This window comes from Bradyrhizobium sp. CCBAU 45384 (genome assembly GCF_028128665.1).
Taxonomy (GTDB): domain Bacteria; phylum Pseudomonadota; class Alphaproteobacteria; order Rhizobiales; family Xanthobacteraceae; genus Bradyrhizobium; species Bradyrhizobium manausense.
In genome coordinates this window covers 155306-176344 of sequence record NZ_LBIZ01000119.1, presented here as the reverse complement: position 1 = coordinate 176344, position 21039 = coordinate 155306, and the positions used below count along the sequence as shown (strand labels likewise).

30 protein-coding genes are annotated in these 21039 nt (G+C 64.1%); 17 read left to right on the top strand and 13 right to left on the bottom strand.

Going from position 1 to position 21039, the window contains the following annotated elements:
* Positions 1-46: 46 nt before the first annotated feature.
* On the bottom strand, positions 47-484 hold the full coding sequence (locus XH80_RS37350; protein ID WP_271602934.1) for a DUF1810 domain-containing protein: 438 nt from the start codon (positions 482-484) through the stop codon (positions 47-49).
* Between the two features lie 193 nt (positions 485-677).
* Between XH80_RS37350 and XH80_RS37345 the strand changes: the two genes are divergently transcribed.
* The 6 genes from XH80_RS37345 (at position 678) to XH80_RS37320 (ending at position 4419) form a co-directional block, all read left to right on the top strand.
* Complete coding sequence (locus XH80_RS37345; protein WP_442869203.1) at positions 678-1640, top strand: DUF2778 domain-containing protein; 963 nt, start codon at positions 678-680, stop codon at positions 1638-1640.
* A gap of 66 nt (positions 1641-1706) precedes the next feature.
* Positions 1707-1964 (top strand): hypothetical protein, encoded by a 258-nt coding sequence (locus tag XH80_RS37340; RefSeq protein ID WP_057757683.1) that lies wholly within the window; start codon positions 1707-1709, stop codon positions 1962-1964.
* Between the two features lie 280 nt (positions 1965-2244).
* On the top strand, positions 2245-2943 hold the full coding sequence (gene minC, locus XH80_RS37335; RefSeq protein ID WP_057757680.1) for a septum site-determining protein MinC: 699 nt from the start codon (positions 2245-2247) through the stop codon (positions 2941-2943).
* Positions 2944-2962: 19 nt separating this feature from the next.
* Positions 2963-3778 (top strand): septum site-determining protein MinD, encoded by an 816-nt coding sequence (gene minD / locus XH80_RS37330; RefSeq protein WP_057757677.1) that lies wholly within the window; start codon positions 2963-2965, stop codon positions 3776-3778.
* On the top strand, positions 3775-4056 hold the full coding sequence (minE, locus tag XH80_RS37325; protein WP_271602933.1) for a cell division topological specificity factor MinE: 282 nt from the start codon (positions 3775-3777) through the stop codon (positions 4054-4056). Before minD ends, minE begins: the two co-directional genes overlap by 4 nt.
* Positions 4057-4233: 177 nt before the next feature.
* Entirely contained in the window at positions 4234-4419 is a 186-nt protein-coding gene (locus XH80_RS37320; protein WP_271602932.1) for a hypothetical protein, read from the top strand.
* A gap of 62 nt (positions 4420-4481) precedes the next feature.
* On the opposite strand, the gene XH80_RS37315 is transcribed toward XH80_RS37320, so the two are convergent.
* The 4 genes from XH80_RS37315 to XH80_RS37300 form a co-directional block, all read right to left on the bottom strand.
* Entirely contained in the window at positions 4482-4730 is a 249-nt protein-coding gene (locus XH80_RS37315; RefSeq protein ID WP_057757668.1) for a hypothetical protein, read from the bottom strand.
* A gap of 101 nt (positions 4731-4831) precedes the next feature.
* Complete coding sequence (locus XH80_RS37310; RefSeq protein WP_271602931.1) at positions 4832-5224, bottom strand: hypothetical protein; 393 nt, start codon at positions 5222-5224, stop codon at positions 4832-4834.
* A 98-nt stretch (positions 5225-5322) separates the two neighbouring features.
* A complete protein-coding gene (locus XH80_RS37305) occupies positions 5323-5553 on the bottom strand; it encodes a DUF6894 family protein (protein ID WP_057757659.1) in 231 nt (76 codons plus the stop codon).
* A gap of 427 nt (positions 5554-5980) precedes the next feature.
* Positions 5981-7048: a hypothetical protein gene (locus XH80_RS37300; RefSeq protein ID WP_271602930.1), complete on the bottom strand. Its 1068-nt coding sequence runs from the start codon at positions 7046-7048 to the stop codon at positions 5981-5983.
* Between the two features lie 325 nt (positions 7049-7373).
* Here XH80_RS37300 and XH80_RS37295 point away from each other — a divergent pair, with 325 nt between their 5' ends.
* Together XH80_RS37295 and XH80_RS37290 are read left to right on the top strand one after the other, a co-directional pair.
* Positions 7374-7970 (top strand): L,D-transpeptidase, encoded by a 597-nt coding sequence (locus tag XH80_RS37295; protein WP_167354021.1) that lies wholly within the window; start codon positions 7374-7376, stop codon positions 7968-7970.
* A 148-nt stretch (positions 7971-8118) separates the two neighbouring features.
* The gene (locus XH80_RS37290) at positions 8119-8340 is read left to right on the top strand and encodes a hypothetical protein (RefSeq protein WP_271602929.1); all 222 of its coding nucleotides are present in this window, start codon (positions 8119-8121) and stop codon (positions 8338-8340) included.
* On the opposite strand, the gene XH80_RS37285 is transcribed toward XH80_RS37290, so the two are convergent.
* Both XH80_RS37285 and XH80_RS37280 read right to left on the bottom strand, forming a co-directional pair.
* The gene (locus tag XH80_RS37285; RefSeq protein WP_271602928.1) at positions 8337-8771 is read right to left on the bottom strand and encodes a COG4315 family predicted lipoprotein; all 435 of its coding nucleotides are present in this window, start codon (positions 8769-8771) and stop codon (positions 8337-8339) included. The genes XH80_RS37290 and XH80_RS37285 overlap by 4 nt on opposite strands.
* Positions 8772-8891: 120 nt before the next feature.
* Positions 8892-9362: a MarR family winged helix-turn-helix transcriptional regulator gene (locus XH80_RS37280; RefSeq protein ID WP_271602927.1), complete on the bottom strand. Its 471-nt coding sequence runs from the start codon at positions 9360-9362 to the stop codon at positions 8892-8894.
* A gap of 103 nt (positions 9363-9465) precedes the next feature.
* Here XH80_RS37280 and XH80_RS37275 point away from each other — a divergent pair, with 103 nt between their 5' ends.
* From XH80_RS37275 to XH80_RS37255, 5 genes are all read left to right on the top strand, one after another.
* A complete protein-coding gene (locus tag XH80_RS37275) occupies positions 9466-11388 on the top strand; it encodes an FAD-binding monooxygenase (protein ID WP_271602926.1) in 1923 nt (640 codons plus the stop codon).
* Between the two features lie 139 nt (positions 11389-11527).
* Positions 11528-12520: an SH3 domain-containing protein gene (locus XH80_RS37270; RefSeq protein WP_271602925.1), complete on the top strand. Its 993-nt coding sequence runs from the start codon at positions 11528-11530 to the stop codon at positions 12518-12520.
* A gap of 226 nt (positions 12521-12746) precedes the next feature.
* The gene (locus tag XH80_RS37265; RefSeq protein ID WP_271602924.1) at positions 12747-12974 is read left to right on the top strand and encodes a hypothetical protein; all 228 of its coding nucleotides are present in this window, start codon (positions 12747-12749) and stop codon (positions 12972-12974) included.
* A 254-nt stretch (positions 12975-13228) separates the two neighbouring features.
* Positions 13229-13435 carry a hypothetical protein gene (locus XH80_RS37260; protein ID WP_057757642.1) on the top strand — a complete coding sequence of 69 codons (207 nt, stop codon included), beginning with the start codon at positions 13229-13231 and terminating at the stop codon, positions 13433-13435.
* Positions 13436-13504: 69 nt separating this feature from the next.
* A complete protein-coding gene (locus XH80_RS37255) occupies positions 13505-13840 on the top strand; it encodes a hypothetical protein (RefSeq protein ID WP_271602923.1) in 336 nt (111 codons plus the stop codon).
* A gap of 95 nt (positions 13841-13935) precedes the next feature.
* Here XH80_RS37255 and XH80_RS37250 read toward each other — a convergent pair whose 3' ends face one another.
* Together XH80_RS37250 and XH80_RS37245 are read right to left on the bottom strand one after the other, a co-directional pair.
* The gene (locus tag XH80_RS37250; RefSeq protein ID WP_271602922.1) at positions 13936-14280 is read right to left on the bottom strand and encodes a DMT family transporter; all 345 of its coding nucleotides are present in this window, start codon (positions 14278-14280) and stop codon (positions 13936-13938) included.
* A gap of 207 nt (positions 14281-14487) precedes the next feature.
* On the bottom strand, positions 14488-15153 hold the full coding sequence (locus XH80_RS37245) for an O-methyltransferase (protein ID WP_271602921.1): 666 nt from the start codon (positions 15151-15153) through the stop codon (positions 14488-14490).
* A 97-nt stretch (positions 15154-15250) separates the two neighbouring features.
* Between XH80_RS37245 and XH80_RS37240 the strand changes: the two genes are divergently transcribed.
* Together XH80_RS37240 and pdxY are read left to right on the top strand one after the other, a co-directional pair.
* Positions 15251-15895, top strand: a complete 645-nt coding sequence (locus XH80_RS37240; RefSeq protein ID WP_271602920.1) for a TetR family transcriptional regulator — start codon at positions 15251-15253, stop codon at positions 15893-15895.
* 52 nt (positions 15896-15947) lie between these two features.
* Positions 15948-16760, top strand: coding sequence for a pyridoxal kinase (gene pdxY, locus XH80_RS37235; protein ID WP_271602919.1), 813 nt, complete (start codon positions 15948-15950; stop codon positions 16758-16760).
* Between the two features lie 8 nt (positions 16761-16768).
* On the opposite strand, the gene XH80_RS37230 is transcribed toward pdxY, so the two are convergent.
* Positions 16769-18124 carry a hypothetical protein gene (locus XH80_RS37230; protein WP_271602918.1) on the bottom strand — a complete coding sequence of 452 codons (1356 nt, stop codon included), beginning with the start codon at positions 18122-18124 and terminating at the stop codon, positions 16769-16771.
* A gap of 355 nt (positions 18125-18479) precedes the next feature.
* Here XH80_RS37230 and XH80_RS37225 point away from each other — a divergent pair, with 355 nt between their 5' ends.
* Positions 18480-18626: a hypothetical protein gene (locus tag XH80_RS37225; protein WP_271602917.1), complete on the top strand. Its 147-nt coding sequence runs from the start codon at positions 18480-18482 to the stop codon at positions 18624-18626.
* A gap of 21 nt (positions 18627-18647) precedes the next feature.
* Here XH80_RS37225 and XH80_RS37220 read toward each other — a convergent pair whose 3' ends face one another.
* Together XH80_RS37220 and XH80_RS37215 are read right to left on the bottom strand one after the other, a co-directional pair.
* Positions 18648-18917, bottom strand: a complete 270-nt coding sequence (locus XH80_RS37220; protein WP_271602916.1) for a hypothetical protein — start codon at positions 18915-18917, stop codon at positions 18648-18650.
* Between the two features lie 81 nt (positions 18918-18998).
* On the bottom strand, positions 18999-19349 hold the full coding sequence (locus tag XH80_RS37215) for a zinc ribbon domain-containing protein YjdM (protein WP_220003396.1): 351 nt from the start codon (positions 19347-19349) through the stop codon (positions 18999-19001).
* A 333-nt stretch (positions 19350-19682) separates the two neighbouring features.
* Here XH80_RS37215 and XH80_RS37210 point away from each other — a divergent pair, with 333 nt between their 5' ends.
* A complete protein-coding gene (locus tag XH80_RS37210; RefSeq protein ID WP_271602915.1) occupies positions 19683-20042 on the top strand; it encodes a c-type cytochrome in 360 nt (119 codons plus the stop codon).
* 28 nt (positions 20043-20070) lie between these two features.
* Here the strand turns inward: XH80_RS37210 and XH80_RS37205 are convergent, their stop codons facing one another.
* Positions 20071-20904: a PhzF family phenazine biosynthesis protein gene (locus tag XH80_RS37205; RefSeq protein ID WP_271602914.1), complete on the bottom strand. Its 834-nt coding sequence runs from the start codon at positions 20902-20904 to the stop codon at positions 20071-20073.
* Positions 20905-21039 lie beyond the last annotated feature (135 nt).

Here is a 21039-nt window from a genome sequence, read left to right as displayed (position 1 = left end):
GTTAACCGCGGGTTTACGTTGCCACTTGCGCCGGCAGGTGCGCCGGTTAGGCCTTTCGATCGACAGCCGCCAGGATCTCCAGCGTCGCATCATCGCGCTTGCCCGCGAAATATCGGGCGAGCGCTTCGTCGAAGACGGGCTCGTCGGACACGGCGCCGAACAAGGTCATCGACGAGCGGAATTTGGCATCGTCAGGCGCGCCGAGAATCGCGTTGATGGTTCGTCCCTGCACGGCGAGGACGAGGCGGGTGCATTCGATCAGGCGTGGACCGAGGACGGGATGGGCGAGATAGGCCTCGGCCTCCGCCCGCGACCCGATCGCGTAACGCTGCGACATGGCGCTGAAGCCGAGGCCGGCGATTTGCGGAAAAACGAACCACATCCAGTGGCTTTGCTTCCGGCCCTGGCCCAGCTCCGCCAAAACGGCGCGAAAAACCGGCTCTTGGGCCTTCAGGAAGCGCTCTAGATCGAAAGGATCGGTCATAAGATACCTCCAGAGGACTTGCCGGCCGCGATTATGCCTAACTTTTGGCTCCCAATGTGGTAGCTGGTATAGAGAGTCTCCGGGTGGGGGTTGGGTCCCCCGGGGGTGTCGATTTGGGGATCTGATGGTTTCCGACCGCGTACGCGCCGACAGGCCGTTGTCGCGCCGCCGTATTGGGCGAGCCGAGACGGTACTGCTGTCCATGGCTGCGATCGCGCTGGCGCTGGGTGCCGCCGCGTGGGTCGCGGATATCGGCGTTTCGGATTCGGCCAACTCCAGCGCGCTGGTGACCGCCGCACTGCCGCCGGCCAATTCTCCTTCGTTCAATGATCGTTTCGCCTCGCTGTCCGGCAACAATCCGCCGACGCGCGAACTTGGCCTGCAGACCATGGAGCGCTCCGCCCTGAATGCGGTCCAGCTCAAGCTGCGCGATGCCAAGGCGATGCTGGCCCAGAAGCTCCAGGGCGACGACTGGCGTTCGACCTTGATCGAGCCCGCAACCGAAGAGACCGCAAAGCCCCCGCAGCGCGCCGATGCCGTGCCGGTGCCGCGCTCGCGGCCGGTCCAGGCGGACTTCAGCGCGCAGATCGCCTCGAGTCAGGCCTATGCCGAGGCCAAACCCCGGGTCGACAACCGCAACTTCTTCGAGAAGTTCACCGACAAGATCAGGCTGGCCTCGCTGAACCCCGGGGACGGCCTGTTGGGCAGGGCGCCGGATCTCGCCGCGCTCGGCTACGATTCGAAGACGGCGGTCTACGACATCAAGGCCAAGGCGCTCTATTTGCCGAGCGGCGTCGCGATCGAGGCCCATTCGGGCATGGGCGCGCTGATGGACGATCCTGACCATGTCGACCAGCGCATGGTCGGTGCAACCCCGCCTGCGACTTACGACCTCAAGCCGCGCGAAAAACTGTTCCACGGCGTGCGGGCGCTGCGCATGACGCCGACCGACGGCACCAGCGCGCTCGGCCGCGTCGGCCTGCTCACCCACACCTACATGCTCGGCCCGCGCGGCGATTCCAATGGCTGCGTCTCGATCAAGGACTATGATCGCTTCCTCAAGGCTTACGACAATGGCGAGTTCAACCGCCTGGTCGTGGTGCCGAGCCTGAGCGGTGCGACCACCGCCTCGCAGCGCGCCAGCACCGACTCCTGACATTTGTCAGGTGCGGCCGGCCTGCCGTTTTCCCTTCATTAAGCCGTTGTCGTTCAGAAGCAGCCCATGAGTGATCCACAGAGCTCCGAGACCCCGCTGCGCACGACGTTCAAGATCAAGCTGAACGGTGACACGCTGGCGATCGCGACCGTCGGCCAGGCCTATCAATTCCTCACCAACTTCAAATCGGTCGAGTGGATGGAATTCCGCTCGCTGCATGAAGAGGCCATCGCGGCGCTGGAGGGCGCTGCCGGCAACGCCATGCTCGCGGTCCAGGCGACCAATGCCGTGCGCGCCTTGTTCGTGAGCGCGAAGCTGCTCTGAGCGTTGCCTTCGCGGTCTTCGATGCCCGGATGTAGCCCACGGGGCTACGCCCTCGCTCTCGTAGGGTGGGCAAAGGCGCAAAGCGCCGTGCCCACGATCTCTCTCCGATCGCACGCGGAAGGTGGGCACGCTTCGCTTTGCCCACCCCACGGGTTTCGAGCGCCTGGCCCGGGCGCTCCTTCACGCCTCATCCAACGTAACCCCACGGAGAAATTAACCGGACATTAACCACATTGGCTGCATCGTTAACCATTCAATAACGGGGAACGAGTCGGCCACCATGGAGGCTGCAGCAAAAGTCCAACGCCAAATGGTGCGCCTGCGCGGGCGCTCCTACGTGGCCTTCGTCTTCGTGCCGACGGTTCCGATCCAGGACTGGCTCCAGGAAATCGACACCACCATCGCGCGCTCGCCAGGGTTCTTCGCCGGCCGGCCCGTCGTCATCGATCTGTCCTCGGTCGATCTCAGCCAGTCCGGCATCGGTCATCTGCTCACCAGCCTTCAGGACCGCAACATCCGCGTGCTCGGCATCGAGGGCGTGGAGGAGAGCCGGTTGACCCCGTCGATGCCGCCGTTGCTGTCGGGCGGGCGGAGCTGCGTGATCGAGCCGACCGCGCCGAAAAAGCCGCAAGCCAAGGTCGAGACCAAGCCGACCTCACTGCTGCTCGAGAGCCCCGTGCGCTCGGGCCAAACCGTGATCTTCCCCGAAGGCGACGTCACCATTCTGGGCTCGGTCGGCTCCGGCGCCGAGGTCGTTGCCGGCGGCTCCATCCACATCTATGGCGCGCTGCGCGGCCGCGCCATGGCGGGCGTGAACGGACACACGAGCGCGCGCATCTATTGCCAGAAGATCGAGGCCGAACTGCTTGCGATCGATGGATTTTATCAGACTGCGGACGACATCGACAGCGCCTTGCGCGGCAAGCCGGCCCAGGCCTGGCTGCAAGGCAACACCATGCGAATTACTGCGCTGAACTGACCAGAAGGAGAGATTTGAAATGGCCAAAGTACTGGTCGTGACATCAGGCAAGGGCGGCGTCGGCAAGACGACCACGACCGCCGCATTGGGGGCGGCGCTGGCGCAACGCGGCGACAAGGTCGTCGTCGTCGATTTCGACGTGGGCTTGCGCAACCTCGACCTCGTGATGGGCGCCGAACGCCGCGTGGTGTTCGACCTCATCAACGTGGTGCAGGGGGTGGCAAAGCTCCCGCAGGCGCTGATCAAGGACAAGCGGCTGGAGAATCTCTGGCTGCTGCCCGCCTCGCAAACCCGCGACAAGGACGCGCTGACGGAAGAGGGCGTCGGCAAGGTCATCGCCGATTTGCGCAGCCGGTTCGACTGGGTGATCTGCGACAGCCCCGCCGGCATCGAGCGCGGCGCCTCCATGGCGATGCGCTTTGCCGATGAGGCCGTCATCGTCACCAATCCGGAAGTCTCCTCGGTGCGCGATTCCGATCGCATCATCGGCATGCTCGATTCCAAGACGGTGCGGGCCGAGAAGGGCGAGCGCGTCGAGAAGCATATTCTCATCACGCGCTACGATCCCTCGCGTGCCGCGCGCGGCGAGATGCTGACCATCGACGACATCCTGGAAATCCTCGCAACGCCCTTGCTCGGCATCATCCCCGAGAGCCAGGACGTGCTGAAGGCCTCCAACGTCGGCACGCCGGTGACGCTGTCGAACGCGGAAGGCGCACCCGCGCGGGCCTATATCGATGCGGCGAGGCGGCTGTGCGGCGAAACGGTCGCCATGCAGGTGCCGACCGAGCGCAAGGGTTTCATGGATCGACTGCTGCGACGGAGGGCTGCATGAGCATGGGTCTGCTCCGGCTTCTCCGCGGCAACAAGGCATCCGCACCCGTCGCGCGCGAACGGCTGCAGATTCTGCTGGCCCATGAACGCGGACTACGCGGCCAGCCTGATCTGCTCGGCGTGCTGCGTGAGGAAATTCTGGCCGTCGTCTCCAAGCATGTGATGCTGGATCCGACCAAGGTGATCGTACGGCTCGAACGCGGCGACGAGGTCTCGACGTTGGAGGTCGATATCGAGGTGCCCAACGATTTCGAGCGCAAGAAAGTGGCGGTCGGGTAGGGGTGCCCGGCCGACGCCGCTCCCATTTGGGGTGGGTGCAAAGGCGGTCCGCTGGGCACAGCGGGCCGCCTTTGTCGTTCGCATGAGCGGGAACGAGACGCGCTATTCGATCGTTGTCAGCAAGCCCGCGGAGCGCCGAGCCGCGCGCCGCGGTGTCCTCATGACGGGAGAGCACCCATGATGTCCGAGGTCCAGGTCCATACCATCGCCCGGCAAATGCTAGAGAAGCATGGTTTCTCGGCGATCGCCAAGGCTGCCGAACAGGCCCAAGCCTGCGAGGGGCGTGGGGAGGCTGACGAGGCCAGGGAATGGCGTCACATCGCCGATGCCATGAAGATCATGCGCGGCCCGGCGCACAGCTGAGCAGCGTCAGCTCCTTCAGGTTCCATCCTTATGTCGAGGACGCGGCTCGCATGATCCGCGGCTCAGCGTTCGCCTTGCTCAGCGCCCTGCGGCGCCGGCTTGTGCTGGGTCTGCGGCTGCGCCCGCTCGCCGGTTTCCTTGCACGGAAGCGGCTCCCACGATCCGTTCGCTGCCTGCTGATAGGCGCTGCAGGACGAAGAAGTCGGTTTGTCCTCGCCCTTCTGGGCGTCGGCATTCTTCGCGACGGCTGGGGCGGTCAGCGCGGCGCCGATCGCGAGAGCACTTGCGAAAACAACATGGGCAATTCGCATGGGGATCTCCTGCTCGAAGACGCCGCATGCTGCCGAGGAATGTGACGATTATTTGCCGCGCCGGCAGCTCGATCCCAGTGTCGTTAACGGCGCAATAGGGCCTAGCCGCCCTTGCTGCGGATCACACCGGCGAGGTTGGTCTTCTGCTTTTCGCACCAATTGCTCATGCCGAGCCGACGCTGGTCGAGGTCGGTCATCTGGGTTGCGACCGCGACCTCCGCCATGATGTCGTCGGCCTGCTTCTCGCCCATCTTGCCGCCGGTGTGCATCCAGGCAATCGCCTTGCGCACCTGCTCGGTGGTGCCGTCGGGCAGCTGCATCTGCTGGGCCTTTTGCACCAGATCCTGATAGACGACATCAGTACCAGGGCACTCGACCTTGGCGGCGAAGGCCTGCAAGACCATCGTCACATAGTTCGAGCGAGTGTGATCATCAGCTGCCCGGGCTGGAGCTGCGATGAGCAACAGGCCTGCCAACAGCAAAGGGGCGCGCATCCCTGGTCCTCCTCGTTTTCCGGGGAGGCTAGCGTCCTGCGGGCCGCTCCGCAATGGTGGCGGGGCGCGATTGTCGCGTGCGCGTGCGGTGCAGACGCTTAGCGCCGCCAGGCCGGCACGGGATCGAGCGGGGTGCGATAGACCTCTTTGTGATCGCGATCGGTGACGCGCACCGAGCAACCTTTCCGCTGCAGCTCAGGCTTCACCTGCGACAGCTCGCTTGCGAGTTGAACGGCGCGATCGGAGGCGACCTCGATATCTTCGAGGATGATTCCGCCCTGGTTCTTGAACTCTTCACCGTCAACGAGATCGAAGGAGTAGTACGGCATCCGAATTCCCCGGTGTGACGACCCAAATCTTCACCAAGAAGGCTTCAACGGAAGTCTTCGACACAGGCTGGATCATAGCACTGAGTCGATCTCTAACCGAGAACGGAGCGCGCAATCTCTGTGCGTATGGCGCAGAAATGATGTGCAACGTTCGAGCGCTTTAAGATTTTATTAAATATGTCCACATGATCATAAGGCATGGAATTGCAGCAGAACCGGGCTCCGGGAACCGGCAGCTGCAAGAGAAGGCCGGCGGCATAGATCCCGACGGCCTTTTCTCTTTTTGTTGAGTCGCGCATCCCCGTAGTTGCACGGACTCACATCATCACATCATCACATCATCACATCGAACAGGACAGCTTGCGTCGTTCGATTGGTTGAGGCTCTCAAGCGCGATGAGATCAGGATGAATCGTCATCATCATGCTTTAGCGCAGCGGCATCGGCGGACGTACGACGGGTCCGTCGTCATCGGCGACAGCTTGCGTCGTCGCGACCGGCGGTGCCATCGGTGGCGGCGGCAGCGCGGCAGCCTGTGAAGGCGGCGGTGGTGCTGATGGCGCGGGCGCATAAGCCGGCGCGTAGGTGTGCGATATCACGGGCTTCGGTTTGCGAACAGGCGGCATCGGCGCCGGAGCGCGCGGCGGCAGCGCCGACACGCGCGCGGGCGAGGTGACCGGTGGTTTCGCCTCAGTGATCGGCTTGGGCGCTGGCGGCTTCGCCATCTCGCGCACCATCTGTTCCTGACCTGCCTTCAACTCGGCGATGTTGGCCTTCAGCTGCTCGATCTGCTGCGCCATCGCGGCGATGTCGCGCGTCATCGATTCCACCGAAGACGCGGCATCGGTTGGTGTTGCTGCTGGTGCGGCACTTGCCGCCGGTGCGGCAGCGGCCGTCGCGACTGGCGGTGCAGCGGCTTGATTGGTAGCCTGATCCTGCGCGGCGGATGGCGTCGCCTGCGGGGCTGCGACCGGTGCTGTCTGCGCGGCTGCGACCGGTGCTGTCTGCGAGGTCGAAGGGAGCAGCGACATCAGGGCCGGTGTCCATTCGGCGAGCATCTGCGTCGCAGTGTCGCCGTGCCTCTCCCAGGCGATGGTCGCGGCGGCGCTGCCGCCCGCAAACAGAAACGTCACGAACGCGCCGCGCAGCCATTTGCCAGCCGCCGATCGCTTCGGCCTGATGTGATCATCTGATGCGGTGACGCGGACTGCGGTGTCGACCGAAGGTGCAGCTGCTTGGGGCGCCACTGCCGGCGGCTCCGAAACGGGGCTGAACTTCGGCTCGATCGTCAATTTCCGGTCCAGCGCGAATTTCGGCTCGGGGCGAGCCGTGAACTCCGGTGCCAGCGTGGGCGCCTGGCTGTTCACGCGCGATGCCCTGATCACATCGGGCGAAATCTGTACTGCATCATGCGGATCGTTGTCCTTGACCGTGTCCTTGACCGTGTCCTTGACGATCTCATCGACGATCTGGCGGCTGTTCAACGTCGCGAGCATCGCAGCTCCTTTGACCCCTTGGTCGTCCGCATTGGCGCGAGCCGATCTGTTGCATGAGCCCATCCGAGCTCCGAGCCCCACGAGTCCAGCCGGGTTTGACCAAAGCAAGGCGAGGCGATGGAGACATCGCGACCGTCTTCTGCCAGATGTGGTGATGGAACCTGATATGCCGAACACGGCCAATTGTTCCGCGTTGCCTTGTTTTCAGCACGATTTGGGCAGCATCTGAGGCTGCTGGGGGTGCTATCCGCTAATCGGGGGGCCGGCGGTGCCAAGATCTCTCCTCGTTTTGTTCGCCATTGCGCTGCTGCCGCTCGGCGGCTGCATGCAGACGACTCTCTCGCCATCGACGGATGCGAGCATGACCGCGCGCGACCGTCAGTTGCTCGCACACACGCCTTACGCCCAGGCAAACGTGCCCGAGCAATATCTCCGTCACATCGTCGACTATCCGCGCAAGGAGCAGCCGGGCACCATCCTGGTCGATACCAATGCGCGCTACCTCTACTACGTGCTGCCCGACGGCAAGGCGATCCGCTATGGCGTCGCGGTCGGCGAGGAGGCGATGGCCTTCTCGGGCGTTGCGCGCGTCGGCCGGCTGGCGGAATGGCCGGACTGGGTGCCGACCCCCGAGATCCAAGCGCGATTAGGGCCCTATCCGGCGCGCGTGCCCGGCGGTCCCGCCAATCCGCTGGGTGCACGTGGCATCTATCTCTATGTCGGCAACAAGGACACGCTCTATCGCATCCACGGCACCAACCAGCCGGAATATATCGGGCAGGCGATCTCGTCGGGCTGTATCCGGATGCGCAACGAGGACGTGATCGATCTGTTCGACCGGGTGAAGCTCAACGCGACCGTCGTGGTACTGCCGCCGGGCCAGAGCGCGCAGATCGAGTCGGGGCCGAGCTGGCACGGATAAGGCAACCGATCTGACCTGTCACGTCGGTCGGCATCACCGAAGCTTGATGGCCCGCCGGGCGAGGTGACTGCCGCAAGGGTGAATTGCTTCACAGGCGTTTTGCTGCAGGTGCGCTATGCCTCCATGGCTCGTTGCCATTGGAGGCATCATGCAGAATTTCATTGAGCAATTTGACGAGAACGATCGCCGCATCGTACGCAGTTGGCGTTGGGCCGCGCTCGGTTTCTACGGATCGATCCTGGCCGGACTGGTGCTTTACGCGGCGTTGAATTGGACGCCCGAGGTGAATTACGCCGCGGTCGATGCCACGGCTCACGCCAAGCTTGCGGGCGCGCCGAACGCTGGCGAACGCGCGCCGTTCGCGCCTTAATTGTCAGGCCGCGCTATGCGCCATTGCAGCGTCGTGGCGTTGCCGTTGACATCGCCCGGCGCCTTGTCGGCCGGTGACGTGTAGAGTGGGCGATAGCGGTACGCCCACATCTTGCTGCCGTCTGCACGATCGATCACGGTGAAATCGCCGATGGGCTTGGCTTCGGCGGTGGCGGCGAGCGGCACCCAATTTTCGGTGCACTTGCCGTTGCAGTTCGACGTCTTTCCGTTGGTGTCGCGCTCGTAAGTGTAGAGCGTCATCCCCTTGAGATCGACGAGCTTGGGGCCCTGCTTGGTCAGGACCACCCTCGCGGGCGCCGTCGTCGCCTCGGTCTTCGGCGGAGGAGGGGCTTCGCCGCCGCCGTGCCCGTTCGCGAGCGCATGGCCGGCGGACAGCACGATGATTGCGGTCGCAATGACGAACCTGGACATCCGAAACTCCAAACGGCAAAGTTAATCGCGCGTTAAGCGCCGAATTGGCAGCGACGGTAGCAGCCGAAAGTTAGTTCCAGGTTTCGCCGCTCTGCGGCATCTACGTATTCCGGGAACTGGTCACGCCTTGAGATCGACCTCACGCAACGGGGCGCGGCTAAGCTCATTGCCGGCGGCGATGGCCTTGCGCAGCAGCCGCATCAGTTCCTCTCCTTCCCTGGCGCTGAGGCCGCGCAGCATGATCGCTTGGGCGGATTCAACCGCCGGCGTGATCTTGCGCAGCGTGCGCCGGCCCTCGTCGGTGATCTCCAGCGCGCGGGCGCGGCGGTCGCGGGGACTGGCGCGGCGCTCGACAAGGCCCTTCTGCACCAGGCGATCGACGACGCCGGTGATGGTGGTGCGGTCATAGGCGATCAGGCCGGCGAGCGTGACCTGGTCGAGTCCCGGATTGGCCTTGATGGTCGCAAGCGCCGCGTACTGCACCGGCGTGAGGTCGAACCCGGCTTCGCCGACCTCGGCCAAGAATACCGCCACCGCGATCTGCTGAAATCGCCGCGCCAAATGGCCGGGCATGTCGTTGTTGTCTTTCACCGAATTCTCCGTGAGGGCAGGGACGGTCGCGGATGATTGACGAGTATACTGATAGTCAGTATACTGATCAATATTGAACAAGTCGTCGACGGGAGAGGTGTGCATGCAATTCCATCTCAATGGATTCCAGCCGGGCGACCCTGAAATCGCCGATCCCGCCGAGCGCGTGCAGGCCGGAGGTGCCGAGGGCGCCGTGCCAGGCGAGGTCGATGTCCTCATCGTCGGCTGTGGCCCTGCCGGCCTGACGCTTGCAGCGCAGCTCGCGCAGTTCGCCGATATCAAGACCTGCATCGTCGAACAGAAGCCGGGCCGGCTCACCGTCGGCCAGGCCGACGGCATCGCCTGCCGCACCATGGAGATGTTCCACGCCTTTGGCTTCAGCGAGCGCGTGCTCAAGGAAGCCTATTGGGTGAACGAGACGACGTTCTGGAAGCCGGACGAGCACAGCCCCGAGAAGATCGTCCGCAGCGGCCGTGTGCAGGACGTCGAGGACCGGCTGTCGGAATTCCCGCACGTCATCCTCAACCAGGCGCGCGTTCATGACGGATTTCTCGACGTCATGCGCAAATCTCGGGCCAAGCTCGAACCCTATTACAGCAGGCGCCTGCTCGACCTGCAGGTCGATCCGGCCGCAGGTCCCGCCGATCATGCGGTGACCGTGCGCCTTGAACGTGGCGATGCGGCGAACGAAGGCAAGGTCGAGACCATCAAGGCACGCTACGTCGTCGGCTGCGACGGCGCGCGCAGCACGGTGCGCAGATCGATTGGCCGCGAGCTGCATGGCGATTCCGCCAACCACGCCTGGGGCGTGATGGATGTGCTGGCGGTCACCGATTTCCCCGATATCCGCTTCAAGACCCTGATCCAGTCGGCGAAGGACGGCAGCCTTCTCATCATTCCGCGCGAGGGCGGTTATATGGTTCGCATCTATGTCGAGCTGGCAAAACTCGATGTCGGCGAGCGCGTCGCAAGCCGCAACATCACGGCTGACGACGTCATTGCGAAGGCGCAGCGGATATTGAAGCCGCACACGCTCGACGTGAAGGAGATCGCCTGGTGGTCGGTCTACGAGATCGGCCAGCGCCTGACCGACAAGTTCGATGACGTACCGGACGCAGAAACCGCGACGCGGCTGCCGCGCATCTTCATTGCCGGCGATGCCTGCCACACCCATAGTCCGAAGGCCGGGCAAGGCATGAACGTCTCGATGCAGGACGCCTTCAATCTCGGCTGGAAGCTTGCTGCGGTGCTGCGGAAGCAGAGCGCACCAAGCCTGCTGCATTCCTATTCGGCCGAGCGGCAAGCGGTGGCAAAGGAGCTGATCGATTTCGATCGTGAATGGGCCGGGATTTTGGCCTCGGCGGCGAAGGCCGGCGGGGCCGATGCGGCGAAGACGCAGGATTATTTTGTCAGGCATGGCCGCTACACGGCTGGCACGGCGACGCACTACGCGCCGTCGATCCTCACCGGCACGGCCGCGCATCAGCATCTCGCGAAAGGCTTCGTCATCGGCAAGCGCTTCCACTCGGCTCCAGTGATTCGGCTCGGGGACGCCAAGCCCGTTCATCTCGGCCACGCGGCGCAGGCCGATGGCCGCTTCCGCCTCTATGCATTTTCTCCGGCTGAGAACCCTGCAATGACGGGGTCGGCGATTCATGCCCTGTGTAATTTTCTTGCGGGGTCCCGGGAATCTCCGATCCGGAGATACACTCCCGTGGGCTCCGACATCGACAGTGTCATCGACCTGCGCGCAGTGTTTCAGCAAGGCCATCGCGAGCTTGCGATCGAGGCAATGCCCGCGCTGCTCCTCCCGCGCAAAGGACGCTACGGTCTGCTCGACTACGAAAAGATGTTCTGTCCTGACCTCAAGAGTGGCCACGACATTTTCGCCATGCGTGGCATCGACCGAAAGGCCGGCTGCATGATCGTGGTGCGGCCGGACCAGTACGTCGCGCAGGTGCTGCCGCTCAATGATTTTGCCGGGCTCGCCGGGTATTTCGACGGCTTTATGCTGCAAGCGAACTGAGGTTTTGCTCCGCTGATGAATGGCGGATGAATATTGAACCAAGCCCAGCGCGGATCTCAATCTTTTGGCTGATGCGACGCTCGCGAGCGGAACGCTTTATTCCGCTTGCGCGTTCCGCCTCCCAGAGGAGGACTTCGCCATGGGACTGAAAACCGCTTTAGTTGCCGCATTGCTGCTTGCCCCGACCGCTGTATTGGCCGCGCCTGGGATCGTCACCGTCTCGACGGGCTTGCGCGCCGGTCCGGGTGCGGGCTTTCCGCTGGTCGATCGCATCCCCGAGGGCGCCCGTGTCAACATCCATGGTTGCCTGCGCGGCCATGCCTGGTGTGACGTGAGCTTCTCCGACGACCGCGGCTGGGTGTCGTCGCAATATCTCGAATATCTCTATCGCAATCATTACGTCTATCTCCCTGATTATGCCGACGAGGTCGACGTGCCGGTCGTTCCCTTCGTGCTGAGCTCGTACTGGTCGAGCTACTACGAAGGACGTCCTTGGTATCGCCGTCATGCTTACTGGGATGGCTACTGGACGTCGCATGAGCGCTTCGCGACACGGATGACGATCGATCCGCGCGCCGCCCGCATCGGCCGTGCGGCGACGCGCGATGCTGCGATCGCGCTGGGCCGCGATGCGCACGTCAAGGGCAATGTCGCGGTCTCCGGGCGCGACGCCGTGACGGCGCGGCATGATGCGACCATCGCCAAGCGCGAAGCTGCGGTTGGGATCGACCGGAATCGTACCGAACGAAGCCAGCGTATCGTCAATGAGCGCGCCGCCGTGCAGGCGCGCAATCCCCGCGACGCGCAGGCACGCATGATGCACGAACAGGCGGCGAGTCGTGCCGCGGTGCGTGCGCAGCCCATGTCGCGTCCACATGAAACGGCGCGTGCACATGAAGCGCCGCGCGTGGCAGCTGCACCGGCGGCGCGGCCTACGATGCCGCACGTCGCTCAGCCGAATGTCAGCCATGGCGCGCCGATGAATGCGCACGCGCAGATGCCGGCGCCGCGAGCGGCCGCACCTGCGCCTGCGATGGCGCATCCCGGCGGCGGTGGTGGCGCTGCTCCGCACGTCAATGCCGCTCCCGCTCCACACGGTGGCGGCGCGCCGGGCGGCCACGAGAAACACTAGGATCCGCGAACGAAAGCCCGGCCTTCGTGCCGGGCTTTCTTTTTGGCGCGGCGCGGGTTCCGGCCGCGTACAATTTAAGAAAGTTCTTCGCGCACAGATTTCATTGATCGTAATATCTCTATTCAAAGCTGTAAGCGTCCACTCGGGGCAGCGGGGCTACGGGAGGATGATGACGATGAGACAAAACCAGGCGGAGTCGCGCCGCCAAAGTGTCGCGAAGCGGTCGATGACGAGAGAGGCCAAGCAGCTGGCCGGCTTGATTGCAGGCTTGCGCGAATCCCTCGACGGCATCCACAAGGAACGGGCGAGCGCAAAACTCTCCAGCGCGCAGATGGGTATGCTCGACGAGCGTCGCAACAATTTGCTGCTCACCATTGCGGCCCTGGACGACCGTCTATCGGCTGTGCAGGGTCTGATAGATCTCGGCCGGCCACATGTGATCCGCGTCCACTAAGGCGGAGCCCGGGTGCTATCGGTTCTGTCGCGGCGGCGATGGGCCGGAGCCCGGCTGGCGGCTTGGCACCTGCGCGTCCGCAGGCGAGCCTTCGAACCAGCTTCTGGCAGGCAGAATCACATTCACGATGCAGCACATCACGAGGCGCCTTCGCTCGGCTCGAGCAGGGCGGCTCACAATGCTGCCGCGGATGGCACCAAATTGCCACGCTCCCGGCGAAATGCCGCCAAAGGCGGCTGCCACGACGAGATCGGGTGCGGGGCAACGCTAGGGGATGTACATTGGCCTATAAAATGATCGCAGAACGCGACAATGAGAAGTACAGTTTTGCCCGCGAGAGCCGATTGCTCATCGTGGCAAAGGCGAAGGTTTGGGCAAGCGAAGGGTGGCGCGTTGTCATCACCGATCAGGACGGCAAGGCCTACGCTCCGCCGGAGTTCGATCGATTGCTGGCGGCTTGACCGCAGCACGGGCTGGGGACGACATTGAGATTGCTATTTCGACCGGGGCGCGAGGTCATCGCGCCTCTGATGATTCTTGGAATCTTTGCCGCGGCTGCCGCGGTGCTGACGACGCCGTTTGTCTCCGCGCAAAATCTCGACGCCGGCAAATCGCCCGAAAAGCTGTTCGCCGACGGCTGTGCAGCCTGCCATCGCAGTCCCCGCGGGCTTGCCAAGGGGCGCTACACCCTGACGCTGTCCTGGTTCCTTCAAGATCATTATTCGGCCGGCCCGGATACGGCGAAGGCGCTCGCGGCCTATCTGGTATCAGTCGACACGCCGCCTCCTGGCCCTGCGGCGAAGCCCGGATCCAAGTCAGCAAAATCCAAACCGCGTCCGCCCAAGCCTGCTGTGCAGGGCCAATAGTCGCCTGACTACTGGCGGCGATAGGTCTGTGCGATCAGGCGGTCGTGCACGGCGCGCAGATCGGTGGGTCGTTTCACCATTTTGATTCGCCGGCATCAATGCGCCGTGGTCTGGGAGAACAGGTTGATGACGACGACGCCTGAGACGATCAGGGCGATGCCGACGAAGGCTGCAGCGTCCAGCATCTGGCGGAACAGCACGAACGAGACGGTGGCGGTCAGGATGATGCCGACCCCACCCCAGATCGCATAGGCAATGCTCAAGGGGATCACCCGGATCGCGACCGACAGCGCGTAGAACGAGGCGACGTAGAACAGCACCATTGCCAGTGTCGGCCACGACCGCGTGAACTGCGCGGACTGCTGCAAAAAGGCCGATGCCGTCACTTCGAACACGATAGCGAGGGCAAGCGCAGCATAGGAGGTGAAAGCGGAGGTCATTGCGATCTCGAGCGTGCGCGGCAAAGATATCGCGCGATAGGTATGTTCAGCACGCGCAACATGGCTTTTGTGTCGAGAGCAGCTATCACGTGTGAATGACGAGCCTGCGACAAGGCGAACCTGAAGACCTCCCCGGCCGACGACACCAAGCCACCGCGCGACGAATCGTACGGCGGCTCCGGGATGCGCGATATGTTCGATGCGGTTCTAAATGATCCGCACGGAGAGCTCGACATCCTCTGCGAAGGGTGTGGACATGTAGCCGCTGCCGGGCGCGCGCACGCGCGCCAGATAATCGGGGCTGTCGTCGGCATTGTCCGCCACGATGATCGCGCCCGGCCTCAAGCGATCCTCGACCAGATCGAGGATTTCTGGATAGAGCGCCTTGGCGCCGTCGAGCAGCACGAGATCGATCTGATCGGGTAGATCGACGCTCAGCGTCTTCAGCGCATCACCTTCGCGGATTTCGACCAGATCAATCAGCCCGCCGTCGCTGAGATTATCGCGGGCCCGCGTGGCCTTGGATGGTTCGAATTCGCTGGTGATGAGGCGTCCGCCACCATTGTCGCGCAAGGCTGCAGCCAAATGCAGGGCCGAGATGCCGAACGAGGTGCCGAATTCGATGATCGTGCTGGCGCGCGCGCTGCGCGCCAGCATGTACAGCAGGCTGCCCGTCTCGCGCGAGACGGCGAGTGGTGCGTCCTTCAGGCGGGCGTAGAGGTCGCGGTAACCCGTCTTGCTTCGCGTCATCTTGACGCGTTCGGCGTCAGTCACACCGGCGAAGGCGGCTCGCAGGTCGCCGCGCGCTGCTTCGTCCTGGTCGAACAGACGATCCAGCAGCGGTGCCAGCGATGTGATTGTCGGGGTGGTCATTTGGTATCTCCAGGTTCAGGGCAGAGCGCATGCTTGCGTGCGAATGGAAATACGACTAATGCATCGCATTTCCTATTCGCATTCCCCTGGAAGCGTTATGGCCGATCGTCGAAGCCGTTCAGTTTCCTCACGAAAACAGCCGCAACAGGCGCGCTCCAACGAGCTCGTTGCGGCGATTCTCGATGCCGCGGTTCAGGTTCTGGCGAAGGAGGGCGCACAGCGCTTCACCACCGCGCGGGTGGCTGACAGGGCCGGGGTGAGCGTTGGCTCGCTCTATCAATATTTTCCCAACAAGGCGGCGATCCTGTTCCGCCTGCAAAGCGACGAATGGCGCAGCACGAGCGAGCTTCTGCGCGGCATTTTGGCTGATGGGACGAGGCCGCCACCGGCGCGGTTGCGCGCGCTGGTGCACGCCTTCATTCGCTCGGAATGCGAGGAGGCCGCGATCCGCGGCGCGCTCAGCGATGCCGCGCCACTCTATCGCGATGCGCCCGAGGCGCAGGAAGCACGCGCGGCGGGCAAGGGCATCGTCGCGGCCTTCATGCGCGACGCGCTGCCAAACGCGCCGGAGGCAACGCGCGAGCTCGCCGGGGAGCTGATCAAGACGACGCTGACTGAAATTGGCAAGCGCTTCTCGGAGACATCGCGCAGCGAGGCGGAGATCATCCGTCACGCCGACGGGCTGGCCGACATGTTCTGCGCCTACCTCAACGAGCTGGCGCACCGCGGAGGTCATTCCTGACATCCGTGGGTGCACTTGCCACCTCAGGCTTTTGATCTTACGGAGCTCTTGCATGCTCGTCATTTCGATTCAAAGCCAGGTCGTCCACGGCCATGTCGGCAACAGCGCGGCGGTTCACGCCATGCAGGCCGAGGGCGTGAACGTCGCCGCGGTGCCAACGACGCTGCTGTCGAACCATCCGCGTTACCCGACCTTGCGCGGACGGGTGCTCGACGCAGAGCTGGTCGCCGATCTGCTGAGGGGCGTCGAGGAACGAGGCCTCGTCGATGAGGCCGCCGTGCTCGTCACCGGCTATCTCGGCTCACCCGACAACGCCGTCGTCATCGCCGATTTCGTCGAGCGGGCGCTGGCGCGCAATTCCAGGCTGGTCTATCTCTGCGATCCCGTGATCGGCGACGACGATCGCGTTTATGTCGCCGACGGAATCCTCGATGTGGTACGGCACCGCCTGGTGCCGGCGGCGCACCTGATCACGCCGAACCAGTTCGAGCTCGAGCTGCTCTCCGGCGTCAAGATTGCTGATACCGAGGGCCTGCGCGCCGCAGCGGCCGCGCTGGCGGGGCAACGCCGGATCGACGTCGTCGCCACCGGCTGCACGCTGGCGGACACGCAAGCGGGGCAGGTGGAGACGATCCTGTGGGCTGACGGGCAATTGTCGCGCTTTGCAACGCCGCGCCTGCCGATCCGCCCCTATGGCACCGGCGATCTCCTGACCGGCCTGATCGCGGCGCGTCTTGCCAAGGGCACGGCGATCAAGGCGGCGGTGCGGCTTGCGGTCGAAACTATTTTTGCCGTGCTCGTTCGTACGCAAGCGGCAGGATCGGCGGAGATGCGTCTCGTGCCGCTGCCCGCATCAGGCACTTAAGGTCCGGATCAAGTCGTCCGCTTCCCGGCCGATTGCGCCGATTTTTGCGATTTTGCAGAAGCCCTCTGCTCGCGTGCAGCCTGCGCCTTGGAGCGCTTGGCGCTCGCCACAACGCGCGCCTTTTTCGATTTGGTGTTGGCGGCCTCCTTGCGGTCGGTCGCGATGCCGCGCTTGGAGATATATTCCGGGCCATCGATCGGGCCGACATGCGGCGGATCGTGGTCGAGATAGGGCCGACCGATGCCGAGCGCCTTGCCGTTGGCGTCGACCCATTTCCACAGTACTTCCGTCGAGGTCCAACGCTGCGCGCGGTTGTTGCCCTTGGTGCTGACGATGTCTGCTGCGAGGCCGTGGCCGTAGCCACCGCGAAGGCTGCCGCCGTGATAGGAGCGGTTGGACGCCGCCTTCAGGCCGCTCGCAATCTCCTGGCGGTAATCGTCACGGAACGCGCTGGTGATGCCGGGCGACAGACCGGCAGCTTCCGCAGCAAGTAGCATGCGGAACAGCTTCTGCTTGAAGCTCTTGTCCATGCCGCCGATGACGTAATCCATCAGCGGCATCTTGGCGTGCTCGGCCGCCTTCGGATCCTTCCAGGTAAAATCCTCGTCGACGAGCTTCGTGAAGCTGCGCATCACGGTGACCATCTTGCCCCTGCGCTTGATGGTGACGGCACGGCGGTCCTCGACCTTGATCGAGTCTTCCTTCGGCGTGCGCTGGTAAAGCGCCCAGAGATAGCGGTCGATGCAGGCATCCATCGAGAAGCATTCGTCGAGCACGGCCACCGTGTCGGCAGACGGCGAGGCCTTGCTCTCGGGCACGGGCCCGCTCGCGATGGCGGCGGGCGACAGCGTCTCCTGCGGCACGACGTCGCCGGGATCGGCAGAGGCGAGCTTGATTGCGGGCTCGGCCGCGGGTGCAGACTCATTCGCGGCGGACGCGGCATCGTTGGTGACGGCCGCAGTTTCGTTGATGACGGCCGCAGCTTCGTTGGCGACGGGGGCTGGTTCGGGCGCGATCTGCGGCGCGGGCGAGGCCGCAGGCAAGACCTCGGTCGGATCGGCCGAGGCGAGTTGGACGGCGGGGGCGGATGCTTCGGGCGGTGGCGGTTCGACGATCGCCAGGGGTGGTGTGGCAGCCGCGGCGATGTCGGCGGTCAGCGCGATACCATCGTCGATGGTTGCGGCACGCGGGATGTCGGCAAGCTCGAGACGGGTGAGATCTTTGGCGCGGGAGACGGCGGCTGCATTGGCGCCGCTGTTCTCGATCAAGGCGGGGGCATAAGCAGAAAGGGAGAGCGCCAGCCAGCCGACCATCACGGCCGAGGGGCACGCAACAGCCACAAGAAGAGACTGCCGATCATTCATGATCCCTGCCTCCGAGGTTCGCGAACGAACCAGATTGCATAGCCAAGTACGCGGCGGGTCAATTGTTTGAGAGATGATGTGGCAGCGCAATGGCGCAAATCTCCCAAATCGGGCTTTTCAAGCCGGTGTTGCGCAAATGCAACTCGGGTTCCCCGAGGTTCCCGTGGCGCCGGGGCGTTGCGTCTCGATGCGCTGACTGAGAATTCCTCCGCGCAAAAATGCCTGATCGCGCGCGACGTGTGTACCGCGGTTCAAAACGAGTGTGATCTGCTTAATAGTTGTTTTGCTGATCGCGGCGCTTGATGCGCGCGCCGCATATTGGCGGCCAAGAATCATTTTTCATAGTGGAGCCGTCATGCCCGTTGCGCAGAAAGTCGTTGCTGCCGCCACCTCGCCGCGTGAGTTCATTGTCCGGCATCTCGCGATGTTCGCAGCTGCCGCGCTGTTCGTGTTCGTGCTCAGCCTGACCTACGGGCTCGATCTCAGCCCCGGCTTCTTCTGAGCGCAGTCGACGACAGGCGCGTCAGAGCCAGTCTTTCACCCGGGGAAAGCAGGCCTGCTTGCGCGGACTCCAGACATAGTCCGGACCGCCGCAGGGCGGGCGTGGGCGCGTCGTGACAGGACATTCATTCCGGACCCGCGCGCCGGTCTCCCAGCCATCGGCGACGCAGGCGCCGAACATGCTGGTGTGGCAGCCGGGACCGCAGAGGCCGTCGGCGCTGGCTGCAGTGACCGCGCCAAGCAGCAGCACTTGTGCCGCAGATGTCAGCAGGATTCGTCGAAAGATTGTCATGATGCGCTCCTCCGCCAGCCGGGCGGAGCTTAGCATCAAATCCGCCGGCCGAGAACGGCAGCGGGGCGGGCGAGCTCCGCCTCAGGCCTTCTTCACGAACTCCGACTTCAGGTTCATGGCGCCGATGCCGTCGATCTTGCAGGCGATGTTGTGGCCGTCGGTGGCGTCCTGCAGACGGATGTTGCGGACCTTGGTGCCGCCCTTGACGACCGAGGACGAGCCCTTGACCTTGAGGTCCTTCATCACGATGACGCTGTCGCCATCGGCCAGAACATTGCCATGGGCGTCGCGCACGCCGGCCTCGACAGGCGCATCCGCGGTGGCGCCGGGAAGCGCGCTCCATTCATGGCCGCACTCCGGGCAGATCCAGAGATCGCGATCCTGATAGGCGTGTTCGGAGCGGCAGGCGGGGCAGTGTGTCGAGGAGGTCATGGGCGGGCTCTTGGCGGGGAATCGGGTCTGATGTCTTGATGCAGGTCAATTTTCGCGAAAACAACCCCATGCACAGTAGAAACGACTGCGACTTTTCCGATTTCGGTAATGCAGAATATTTGTTGATCCGTCGGGCAAAACAGGCGTAGGATGGCAGAATGGGCAGGTGCGACGGCGCGGCGCCCGGTAGCCCGGATTGCGCGCAGCCCATCTCTTCCTGCGGGCATGGCCCCGGCCAGTTGAGGCAGATCACCAGTTGAGGCAGATCAAATGTCCTGCGCGCGGGCCGCCTTACGCTGATGAAATCACCGCAGCGAAGGCGAGGCCGGAGCGATGTCGCGCAGCGTTCGAATTTACGTTGGTCTTGCCGTCCTGATCGCTTTGTCGGTGCTGTTTCTCCTTGGCGTCGTCCACACCGCGGCTGGCGCATACGCCCTTTCCCCGCGCAAAGTTGCCGAAGGACATCGCCTCGCGCAGGCCTGGTGCCAGACGTGCCACGCCATCGAGCCTGACATGTCCGGGTTCTTCGACCTGGCGCCGAGCTTCCAGGCCGTCGCCGACCGCCACGGCACCACCGCGCTTTCGCTCAAGGTGTTCTGGCGCACCAGCCACCACGACATGCCGAACCTGGTGATCGCGCCCGATCAGGCCGACGTGCTCTCCGAGTACATCTTGAGCCTGAAACGCAATTGACGCGCCTGATGGCGAAGAGTTTTTTCTATCAGCCCTCCATGAACCGCGCCGTGCCCGATATCAGGATCGAGCTGCCTTTGGCCGGGCCGATCTCGGCGCGGATCAGCGAGCGCGCGCCCATGTCTTCGCCCTGGATGATGTCGATGGCGCCGCCATGCGGCCAGCCGATGTCGCGCAGATAGCCGGCGAACGCGGCGGCGGCCGCGCCCGTGGCGGGATCCTCGACCACGCCGCCGACGGCAAAGGCATTGCGCACGTGGAACAGGCGCGGCGTCTCCACGTTCACCAGCGCGATGGTGATGAGGCCTTCCCGCGCCATCAGCGCGCGGCCGCGCTCGAAATCATAGGCCATGCGCGCCAGCGCTTGGCGCGATCGCAGGGCCAGCAGAACATGATCGGCGCCGCCGTGAATTTTTGCCGGCGGAAGCTTTGGGTCGAGATCAGGGCTGGCATAGCCGAACAGGTCGAGCAATTCATCGCGCAAGCCGGGATCGAGCGGCGCGCTGCGCGTCGGCGGCGATTGCAGCGCGGCCGCGATGGTGTTGCCGTCGCGCCGGCCCGACACGGAGATCACTGAAGCATTCAGATGCAATTCGAACGTCCGGTCACCGAAGCGATGGGCGAGCGCGGCGCCGAGCGCGATGGTGGCGTGGCCGCAGAACGGCACCTCCATGACAGGCGAGAAATATCGGACGCGCCAGGCTTCGCCTTCGGGCGCGGCAAAGGCCGTCTCGGAGAAGCCGATTTCGGCCGCGATCGCCTGCATGGCAGCGGCATCGGGCAGGGCGTCGCCGATCCAGACGCCGGCGGGATTGCCGCCCCTGATGCCGTCGGAGAAGGCGGAGATGCGGAGGACCGTCATGAGGTGATTCCTGGTCTTGCGCGGGCTTCGTAGGGTGGGCAAAGCGCGGCGTGCCCACGCATTTGATGTGACCGAGAGAGTTCGTGGGCACGGCGCGTTGCGCCTTTGCCCACCCTACGGCACTACGCCCGCAAC